This window comes from Staphylococcus sp. HMSC059F04 (assembly GCF_001812565.1).
In the GTDB taxonomy this organism is placed as follows: Bacteria; Bacillota; Bacilli; order Staphylococcales; family Staphylococcaceae; genus Staphylococcus; species Staphylococcus lugdunensis.
Genome location: NZ_KV809468.1, coordinates 377788 through 388446 on the forward strand (window position 1 = coordinate 377788; position 10659 = coordinate 388446).

Genomic DNA, 10659 nt, shown 5'->3' on the forward strand with positions numbered 1-10659 from the left:
GTAACAATACACTTATTTAATATGACAATTTTGTCACTTCTGACAACCGTTTCATAATCTCATTTTGTTTTGGGAAAATTAAAATAAATGTCGTACCTTTACCTATTTCAGACATCACTTCAATTTGGATACCTAATTGTGCTTTAACACTGTCAACCAAATATAATCCCATACCCGAAGAAGCTGTTTCATCACGATTAGCAGTTGATGTATAACCTCGATCAAAAATTCTTGGCAAGTCTTTCTGACTAATGCCTCTGCCCTCATCTTGAATTTTCAAATGGACGTGTTCACCTTTAATATAGCCTGACATATGAATATCAGAGTTTTTACTATATTTTAAAGAATTTGACAAAATTTGCCGAATCATCATGCGGCACCATTTTACATCTGTGTAGACCATTGTATTACCATCAAATGATAAGTTATAGCCAATACCTTTTGCTTGGCTAATGTGTCTTGTTAATTGTATTTCATCAATCACTAAACGTTTTAATGATACTTGTTCAAAGTACATATCTCTATTTTGAGACTCTAAGCGCGTTAAGTATAATTGTTTATCTAACATTTCATTAATTCTAGACCACTCATAAAGCAATGACTGTTTGCGCTGTTGATTTTGTTCCTGATCAATTAACAATTTCATCGCTGTCACAGGCGTTTTAATATCATGAACAAATTCAGTTATTGATTGTTCCGTTACTTTAATCTGATGTTGCTGTTTTGTTACTTTTTCCTTTTGTAAATTCAATTTGCGATACAAATAATCCACGATTTGTTCTTGAAACGGGCTTTCTGCGAGTCCTTTATGCTTTATTTCCTCTATTTCTTTATTTTCATAAAAATGTTGATATAACTTAATTTCTTTTAAAAAAGCAAAGAGTAAAAAGATAGCAGTCATTCCAATGTTTAACACCACTAAATAAATCATACTATCAACAGAAATATCGTAATCAATATAAGAAATACCCAGCATCATTAGGTTTAAAAATAAAAACCATAGCACCCAATTCTTACGTGTCTTGATAAACAGCCAAAACCATTTCACGTTATTCATGAGCCATATATCCTTTACCAACTTTTGTTTCAATCGCAGTATCCATATCTAATTCAGCTAATTTTTTACGCAAACGATTAACATTAACAGTTAAGGTATTATCACTAACAAAGGCTTCGTCTTCCCAGAGTGCTGTAATTAATGTGTCACGCGTCACGATTTGATTTTGTTTCGTAATTAACATTTCTAAGATAATCATCTCTGTTTTAGATAAATAAATCACTTTATCGTCTTTTTGAATACTATCTTTTGATAAATCGACAACTGCTTTTTGCCAATTTAAAATACGCTTTTCTTCTACGCCAAACTCATACACTCGACGATAAATCGCTTGTAATTTTGCAATAAGCACGTTGGTATAAAATGGTTTTTGCATATAATCGTCTGCACCTAATTCCATACTCATTACTTGATCCATTGGGTTATCACGAGATGATAAAAATAAGATGGGCACGTTAGACACTTGGCGCATTTTTCGACACCAATAGAATCCATCATATTTAGGAAGTTGAACATCCATAATAACAATCTCCGGTTGAACTTGTTCATATGTCTCCATCACATTGCTAAAATCTTCTACTCCCATAACGTTAAAATCCCATTGTTCTAGTTCTTTTTTCAATTCTTTAAATAGCGTCTTATCGTCTTCTACGAGTAATATTTGCATGAATTTTCACCTTCATTATTTTGTGTATTTAATCTTTTCTCCATCTTGTATACGCCCTTGAAAATGTTTGATTCTACAATCAATTTCAAATCCACGCATAATTAATCCTTGTAAGGGAGCTTGAATAACATAATATATTGGCCAAAATAATCGCGGAATGTAATCATATAAATGTACAATAACCATTTGGGTTCCTTTTAATTGTCTAAATTCCAATTTGCCCTGTTTTTTCAAATTTGGATGTACTAGACGACCTCCAACAAGGTTTAAAGTAATCATGCCATCTACTTCTGCACCAATTTTTATAATGGCAAGTGGTTTATGTTTAACTTTACCATAGATAATGTAATTATCTCCTTCTTTACACGTATTAACAAAAGTGCCTTTTGTATTACCTAGCCAAGTCATAAAATAATCTACTAATTGACTCAGTGTCCATTTTTTTGGCAAAACAATATGCATTGCATTTCTGACATCGTCATACTTAGAAACTTGTAATTCAACGTTAATATGTGGCCGTTTGACTATGTGCTCTGTTTGTTGTACGTTAACACCGTATGCGCTCAGACGCTCCACCGTTTCTTTGTCAAAACGACTACCAGTAATATATATAATAGTTGCCACGCTTGTCTTGGCGGCAGCACGTCCAAAATTATCAGCGGCAATTAGGTTTAAATCTCTCGCTGTTGCTTGTGTTAGCTTTGCTGAATGTTTATTTGGATCAATGTAGAAGATAGCGATGTCCATCCCTTCCATTGCACTTAGGACATCTTTATAATTATATATATCTTTCTTTAACCAAGTAATACTTTCAATTTTTGTCTCTTGAGGGTTTGGATATTTAGATAAAGCATATAAAGTTGCCTCATGTTCAATGGCAGAACCAATATGTTTACCTAAAAAGCCACTACCCCCTGCAAGCAATACATTTGGTTTCATCTTAATATCCCCTTTAACAATCACTAAAGATATGAGCAATTATACTTTTAATATACTATACTATAGTAGAACGATAAATTCTAAACGATTGGAGGTCTACTATGGCTCCTATTATACGTGAAATAAGCATTAAAGATGTAGAAAACTTCATACAACTATTGTCGACAGTATATGATGAATCTGAATTCACATTATATAATCCAGGTGAATATGCTCCTACCATTCAACGTGCAAGTAAAAACTTAGAAAAATTTATAACATCTCCGGCAAATACGATTTTCGTGGCCGAACAAGATGAACAACTTGTTGGCTATGCCTTTGTAACTACAAAAAATTATGAACGTACAAAACATGAGGCTATTATATCCTTAGGCGTAAAATATTTATATCAACGTAAAGGTATTGGACAAGCCTTGATAAACGCTGCAGAAGCATGGGCATTAAATCGTCATATTCGTCGTCTTGAAGCTTCTATAGTTCCAGAAAATCAAAGCGCTGTCATATTGTTTAAAAGTTTAGGTTTTATTATTGAAGGCGAGTTGAGAGATAAGCTGTTCATAAATGGTAAATATTATAGCAAGTATGTGTTGGGCAAATTGTTAATTTAGTCCGTAATACCTATATAGCGTTAACGTGTTTTATACTATGATAAAGTACCACTGCTGAACCATATAATTTTATACATAATATTTAAATACGCTATAACGCCACGACCTATAATGTACTTTTTGGTCGTGGCGTTAACTCTTATTTATCATTACCTAATCGGAAATACAATTATTGTTATCATCATTCGATAGGTAGCAGATTAACTGTATTATTCTCTGGTGTATGCGTGTCTAAACTATGATTATTGCCTCGTTCAACACCTGATGAAGACGTATTTCGACTTAGAAATAGCAATACCCGCTTCATGTTTTCTTTAGATTCCGGCTTTTCTAAATGAAATTGATATTGATGATGTAAATGATGTGTACCATCGTAAAAAAGTGTCGTAGTAGGTACATGTTTACTTTTAAGTTTACGGATAAAACTTTCATTTTGGCTGTAAAATGGATCGCCGTCACCTACAGATAAATAAGTGGGAGGAAATTGCTTTGTCACTTGCTGAATCGTCGACATTTGTGAAATATTTTTAAAATCTGTTTCCCAATTGGCAGAACCAGTATAACTGCGCATAAACATTTGAATACGAGGAAATTCAGTTGCACGTACCGTCTGCATATTATAAAAGCCACCGAAAAAGATTGCTCCTTTTAACTGTTCTGGCGTGAATTGTTGTTGGAAACCCATTTCTTCACGCAATTTATCATTTGTTTGCATTGCAGTATATTGACTCATTAATTGGGCACCTGCCGAGTCCCCACCTAATATGACTTGGTCAAAATCAATTGGGAAGTCATGTTGATTATCTTTCATAAATTTTACCGCTGCATCCATTTGTTTTAACGGTGTTGGATATTTATAGTTAGGTGCTAAAGCATAATTAACATTTACAACAACATAACCCTGTTCAGCAATTTTAGAAAGCAATGGATTTTTATACTGCTTATCTCCTGCAACAAACCCACCGCCGTGCATCCAAAAGATGATTGGTAACTTGCTATTTTCATTAACTGTTTCAGGTGTAATGATATCTAATTTGCTATTAGGATAACCATGGCTATAAGTAATATCCGTAAAGACTTGGACATTTTTATTATTAATCTGTACTTTATTGTTTGTTCTATGATTATTTTGGTCTGAATCGTAATGATATTTTAAGTCAAGCGCAACCAAACTACCAATAACTAACACGCATATCAACGTAATCCAAGACCATTTTCTAGTCTCTTTCATTTTCTATCCCTTCATCCATAATCAATAGACTTCTTCTACTCAATTTAACATTGTAAAATTAAAGCAACTCGCCTTTTTCATAGTGACGAATTGCTTTTAAGATTAAAACAACTTAATTTAATTGTAAAGCGTAATTGCCATGATTCTTTACGCAATATGTTTTTTATTGTCATTTTTACGTTTAAAATATTTTATAAGTACTGCAACAACAATAAATAATCCTACAACTCCCATAATATTATAAAGTGAGTTAATTAAATCAGCAAAGCCTACGAAGCTTAAAATATATGCTGCAATCATCATGATTATTATAAAAATATGATACTTCTTACTGTACGGTTCAGTAAAACGTGCAGCAAATGAATAGCATAAACCTAATATCGTATTATACATGACAGCTAACATAATTATTGTCAATATCAATCCTAACCAAGAATTGATTTCATTAGCTAGGTTTAATGTAGGTATTGCCGCATCTTTAATATTTGGATATTCTGTTTGTAAAGCAAAGTTAATAAGTGCTAACAAAATAGTATAAACAATACCTCCAAACATTGCACCTGCACCTGAGACGTGACGTTTTGAAGCATCACCCCCGATAGCTACAATGGTACTAAATCCAACAGCAAATGCTAATCCTCCGTATTGTAAACCTTTTAATATGCCCCAAACGATACTTGTTTTAGGAACAACTTGATCAACTTCATTTAAAGGTACTGTGCCTTTAAATAAGTACACAATAGCGATTAACACGACCATCACAATTAAGAATGGCGTTACTATTCCTAACGCCTGTACGATTTTATTGAAGTCTAAAAGTAATGTGCCGTAGATGACCAGTGTCATAATTAATGCACCAAGCCATGTAGGAATACCAAAACTCTCAGTAAATGTAGATCCTGCACCTGCAATCATTGTAACTGCAATACCAAATAAGAAAAAGACAAGAATATAATCGAATATTTTACTAAACTTTTCACCAAAAATGTACTGAAGCGTTGATTCATGGTTTGTCGCTTCAAATGCTGTACCAATTTTAGCTACTTGGCGCCCAATGAATCCTAATATTAAACCAGATAAAACTACACCAATATATGACCATAAACCATAAGGTGTAAAGAATTGCATAACTTCTTGACCGGTTGAAAATCCTGCGCCGACAACAATGCCGACGTAAGCGAAACCTATTTTAACAGCTTCTTTATTCAGCCCCATGTAAATAATTACCTCCTTAAAATTTAGACATTGAGCATTATAACGTACTGATTGCAATATGCAAGTATGCATAAAGCTGTTGTGACGGTGCAAATCAGCGTTATTGCCTATGCTAAACAGCAATAGAGCTCGTTGTAATATTACCCATTTTTTTGTTATGTAGTGCATCTTTGCTTCTGAATTTCTAATTAACCTTAATACTATAACAGTAAACACACGAAAGTAGAAGATAAGATGCAAACCGTTTTCAACAAAAGAAAAGCCCTAAACTCATCAATTGACAAGTTTAAGGGTTTTCTAACGCAGCTTAAATGATATTATGAATGTGCATCTTTATAGCGATTTAATTCGTTGAAATCTACAACAACGTTATCCATACGTTTAGCTGTCTCTTTAAGAATATTTCTTGCCACACTATTCGATGGATCTAATTTCAATATTTGTTTAGCTACTTTAAGTGCTTTTGCATCTGAAATGACTGGCTCAGGAATTGCATGTAGTAACAGCATTTGTAATAAGCTTTTCACTTCTTTACCTTCAGTTAATTGAATAGATGCTTGTGCATGATAATATGCAGAATTCAACGCACCTTCTGCTTCACTCAATGGGTAAACAAGTAATAAAAATGCTAAATCATGTAATTCAGCTGTTTCTTCATCTTTTATCATATCTAAAATGCACGTATAAAACATCATGCTTTCAACTTCATGCGCACTTGAGATATATGCTTCTTCAAATTCTAAATAATCTGCTTCGGACATTAATTCTCTTACAGCATCAAAGTTACCATTTAAAACTAAATTCTTTATTTGTTCTTGCATACTAATGTCCTCCTTTCACAGATGGACTCATTTTCCTTAGTTTAACATAAACCTTACATTTTCGCATGCACTATGCAAAAATTTCACAGTATAACTTTTACATTTTAATTTTATAATTAAAATGTTGATTTTTTGAATGAATATTGTTCAATATCATTTAATATTTTGTCAACAGTTTCTCCCATTGACAAATTTACTGTTGCGGTAAAACTACCCTCCACAATTGGCGCATTCACTTTATAAATATGAAAACTTCCATCATATGCCTCAATTGCTAAGTCTAAATTCATATCTGCCGATCCTAAGTCATAAAAACACAATGCATCTTCTTCTAATTGATTCAGTATTGTTAAAATATCGTCTGCTGACGTTCCATACTTATGATTTTCTCCACCATATGCAATAATATTAACATCTTTTGAGATATCCTTCAGTAAGTCTTTTGTACCATTTGCAATCGCTTCACTATGACTTACCAAAACAATTGCTGTCATAAGTCATCTCTCCCTGCATTTAGTATTTTTACCTTCTGCCATCTATCACAAGTTGTATTACTATAAATTATATAAAATATTACATATGAAATGCCAACATTAATTGTATTTTTCCACTTAAAACCCAACAAGATGCTATCTTCCGTTTTGACCAGGTCATATTTACTTATAAAATATACGATACATGCATTAAAATCAATCTTTCATCATTGTCGAATTTTCATTTTAAGAAACCGCTTGATATATCATTTATGGCTATATAAAGGATGCATAATGTTTTAACTACATATCACAATATTTACTACAACTACTACCAACACATAAATATAAGGAGCGGTACAGAATTAATTATGAATTCGTAGTCCCGCTCCCGGCAACATCAAGTTATCAATCGTAATGTAATTTATCAAAATATAAAAAAGCAAGCACATTGGCTCATTAATACTTTTACAAATGGTATTAGCTGTATTGACTTAGCTAAATATTTTACCTTTTTGATTCATTCCAACACGACTTTTATTAAATAGATTTAGCTTTATACATTAAAAATAGGAAATAAGGTGCACCGATAATGGCTACTACAATGCCTGCAGGTATACCTGTTGGTTCTAAAACTAATTTACCAATTGTATCTGAAATAACAAGCAAGAACGCACCTATTACTACTGCTATAGGTAAGAAAAGTTGATGTCTTGGACCAACAATTGTCTTAGCAATATGTGGCCCCATCAAGCCAATAAAAGCAATCGAGCCAGCAACAGCTACGGCAACTGAAGAAAGTATTACTGCTACAAAAAACAACACGATTCTTTCACGTTCTAATTTAACACCTAAGCCTTTTGCAATGTGTTCATGTGTGTTAATTAAATTTAATTCATTAGATTTAATTAATAAATAAGGTAAAATAATCACAATCCATGGTAAGAATGCAAGTACAAATGCCCATTCGTCTCCCCATATACTTCCTGCAAACCAATTCGCGATGAACTCTGACTGATCTTCATCAAATTTAGAAGTTAACGTAATCGAGCCGCCATACAATGCTGCTTGCATTCCAACACCTACAAGCACCATACTCGATGGCGTAATGCCGTCTCTTTTATTTAAACTAAATGAAAAAATTAAAAGTGCAGTTGCTACACCACCAATAATACTAATGAGTGGTAACACATAAATGAAATTATCTGGATCAACTTGCCCTATAGAAACAAAAATGGCAATGGCAAAACCGCCACCAGCATTAATACCTAAAATACCTGGTTCTGCAATTGGATTTTTAGTAACACTTTGAATAATCGCGCCACTCATACTTAATGCGGCGCCTGCTAAAATAGTAATAATCATTCTTGGAAACCTAAATTCCATCAAGATAAGCTGGTCAGTATATTCTCCAAAACCGAATAACGTTTTAAAGAAACGATCCATAGGAATTTTATATTCACCGGTAGAAACACTTAGAGCACATGCAAAAAGTAATAAAACCGTGATGATAATAAATGTAATGATTTGTTTACGTCTAAGTCTTGGATCAATCATATCGAACGCCCTCCTCTTTTAACAAGATATAAGAAGTAAGGTACACCGATAAATGATATGATTGCACCCACTGGAGCATCTCCTAACATGCGCGCTACTGTATCTGCTACAATCATCAGCAAACCACCCATAATCGCTGTCAATGGCAATACTTTAGCATAATCCGTACCAACTAAAAATCGAACTATGTGAGGTACCATTAAACCAACAAATGCGATTTGCCCTACCATAGAGACTGCTACACCAGCAAGTACCATTGATAAAATTAAACTTAAGCCTCTAATCAGCGTTACATTCTGACCTAATCCTTTTGCTAAAGATTCACCTAGGTTTAAAATCGTCAACTGCTTACTTATGGTTAACATCACGATGATTGCAACAATAATGATCGGACCACTCCACCATAATTGATGCCACGTGGTACCTGATACACCTCCAGCTGACCAAAACGTCAACGATTGATTTAATCGAAATACCAATGCTATCCCTTGACTCAAAGCCGTCAACATTGCACTGACCGCTGCACCAGCTAGAATAATGCGCATGGGATTAAATCCGTCACGTCTTGACCTACCAATCATCAAGACAATCAATCCACCTATCATAGCTCCCAAAAATCCAGCCAACATCATGATTAAAAAAGGTGCACTTGGATAAAAAGCAAACGTTGTTGCCAATCCAAATGATGCACCTGAATTTAAACCAATTAAGCTAGGGTCTGCCAATCCATTTTTAGTTACGCCTTGAATGACAGCACCAGCGACTGCTAAAGCCATCCCAACAAGGACAGCACCTAAATCTCTTGGTATACGAATTTCACTAATAATATTATGCTGCTGATTATGTGGATTATAATTAAAAATTGCTTCCATGATAGTGCCAAAATCAATTTTAGCATCCCCTATTAGGATGGAGCATAATAATGCCATTATTAGCAATATTATTGTCGCTATCAAATAAACAATAAAACTGATTCTTTTCTTACTTACTTTGCTCGACATAAAAACGTATCCTTTTCAAAATATCTTTATGAGTATGTTTTACTAAACAAATCATAGGTAACTAATAATGGTTTGCCTGTACGTGGATCTTCACTTAACACAACATCAATATTAAACACCTGTTCTAAAATTTCCTTTGTAAGTACCTCTTTAGTTGTACCATTTGCGACGATTTCCCCATCTTTCATAGCAATCAAATGGTCTGAAAAGCGAATAGCCTGGTTAATATCATGTAAGACCATCACAATGGTACACCCTTGTTCTTCGTTTAAACGCTGAACAAGTTCTAAAATTTCTAACTGGTGACAAATATCTAAGTATGTTGTAGGTTCATCCAAAAATATAATGTCGGTTTTTTGTGCTAAGGCTATTGCAATCCATACGCGTTGTCTTTGTCCACCACTTAAGTCATTAATTGAGCGGTGACGGAAGTCATATGTTCCTGTTACAGTTAATGCCCAATCAATTTCTTTTTTATCTTCAGCTGAAAGACGACCAAATCCTTTCTGATGCGGAAAACGGCCATATGAAACAAGTTCACCTACCGTTAAACCATCAGCTACTTCTGGAGATTGTGGTAAGATTGCAATCTTTTTAGCAATTTCTTTTGTTGACTGTGTATGAATACTTTCACCATCAAGTATAATTTGTCCTTTTTTTATCGACAGTAATCGAGATAAAGCTTTCAATAACGTAGATTTCCCACATCCATTTGGTCCAATAATTGATGTTATTTTACCATCAGGAATTTCTACATCAAGGTTATTAATTATCGTATGATCACCATATCCAATTTCAACTTGTTGTCCATTCAAGCGACTCATAATTCCCCAACTTTCTATTTATTCTCATTTATTTCTATTCTATATTTTAATTGTCACAACGCAATTGATAATCATTATCACAAAAGCTATTATAACATCTTTACAAGTTATTGACTAACAAACTTTTTTATTTATACAAAATGGTTGAGACATCAATATATTTTAGGCGATGAACACTATATTGACAGTAGTTGACTGAATTGAAAATACGCTTATACCACGCTTTTTTCATTCCTAGTCAACCTTGCCAGGGCGGGACTACGAAT

Annotated in this window: 11 protein-coding genes; 1 reads left to right on the plus strand and 10 read right to left on the minus strand. The window is 33.6% G+C overall.

Features of this window, described 5'->3' with window-relative positions:
- Window positions 1-16 precede the first annotated feature (16 nt).
- From HMPREF2864_RS06700 to HMPREF2864_RS06710, 3 genes are read right to left on the minus strand one after another with little or no spacing between them, the layout of a single operon-like run.
- Window positions 17-1057 carry a sensor histidine kinase gene (locus HMPREF2864_RS06700; protein WP_002459808.1) on the minus strand — a complete coding sequence of 347 codons (1041 nt, stop codon included), beginning with the start codon at window positions 1055-1057 and terminating at the stop codon, window positions 17-19.
- Window positions 1050-1724, minus strand: coding sequence for a response regulator transcription factor GraR/ApsR (graR, locus tag HMPREF2864_RS06705; RefSeq protein WP_002459809.1), 675 nt, complete (start codon window positions 1722-1724; stop codon window positions 1050-1052). Before graR ends, HMPREF2864_RS06700 begins: the two co-directional genes overlap by 8 nt.
- Before the next feature lie 15 nt (window positions 1725-1739).
- Window positions 1740-2663: a Rossmann-fold NAD(P)-binding domain-containing protein gene (locus HMPREF2864_RS06710; RefSeq protein WP_002479392.1), complete on the minus strand. Its 924-nt coding sequence runs from the start codon at window positions 2661-2663 to the stop codon at window positions 1740-1742.
- A gap of 101 nt (window positions 2664-2764) precedes the next feature.
- Between HMPREF2864_RS06710 and HMPREF2864_RS06715 the strand changes: the two genes are divergently transcribed.
- On the plus strand, window positions 2765-3271 hold the full coding sequence (locus HMPREF2864_RS06715) for a GNAT family N-acetyltransferase (protein WP_002459811.1): 507 nt from the start codon (window positions 2765-2767) through the stop codon (window positions 3269-3271).
- A gap of 181 nt (window positions 3272-3452) precedes the next feature.
- Here HMPREF2864_RS06715 and HMPREF2864_RS06720 read toward each other — a convergent pair whose 3' ends face one another.
- From HMPREF2864_RS06720 to HMPREF2864_RS06750, 7 genes are all read right to left on the minus strand, one after another.
- Entirely contained in the window at window positions 3453-4502 is a 1050-nt protein-coding gene (locus HMPREF2864_RS06720) for an alpha/beta hydrolase (protein WP_060795731.1), read from the minus strand.
- A 147-nt stretch (window positions 4503-4649) separates the two neighbouring features.
- Window positions 4650-5717 carry a YkvI family membrane protein gene (locus HMPREF2864_RS06725; protein ID WP_002479394.1) on the minus strand — a complete coding sequence of 356 codons (1068 nt, stop codon included), beginning with the start codon at window positions 5715-5717 and terminating at the stop codon, window positions 4650-4652.
- A 317-nt stretch (window positions 5718-6034) separates the two neighbouring features.
- A complete protein-coding gene (locus HMPREF2864_RS06730; RefSeq protein ID WP_002459814.1) occupies window positions 6035-6538 on the minus strand; it encodes a hypothetical protein in 504 nt (167 codons plus the stop codon).
- 116 nt (window positions 6539-6654) lie between these two features.
- On the minus strand, window positions 6655-7032 hold the full coding sequence (gene dhaM / locus HMPREF2864_RS06735) for a dihydroxyacetone kinase phosphoryl donor subunit DhaM (protein WP_002459815.1): 378 nt from the start codon (window positions 7030-7032) through the stop codon (window positions 6655-6657).
- Window positions 7033-7551: 519 nt separating this feature from the next.
- Window positions 7552-8568, minus strand: coding sequence for a FecCD family ABC transporter permease (locus HMPREF2864_RS06740; protein ID WP_002459816.1), 1017 nt, complete (start codon window positions 8566-8568; stop codon window positions 7552-7554).
- Window positions 8565-9569: a FecCD family ABC transporter permease gene (locus tag HMPREF2864_RS06745; RefSeq protein ID WP_002459817.1), complete on the minus strand. Its 1005-nt coding sequence runs from the start codon at window positions 9567-9569 to the stop codon at window positions 8565-8567. The genes HMPREF2864_RS06740 and HMPREF2864_RS06745 overlap by 4 nt, the downstream gene beginning before the upstream one ends.
- Before the next feature lie 26 nt (window positions 9570-9595).
- A complete protein-coding gene (locus HMPREF2864_RS06750) occupies window positions 9596-10393 on the minus strand; it encodes an ABC transporter ATP-binding protein (RefSeq protein ID WP_070545077.1) in 798 nt (265 codons plus the stop codon).
- Window positions 10394-10659 lie beyond the last annotated feature (266 nt).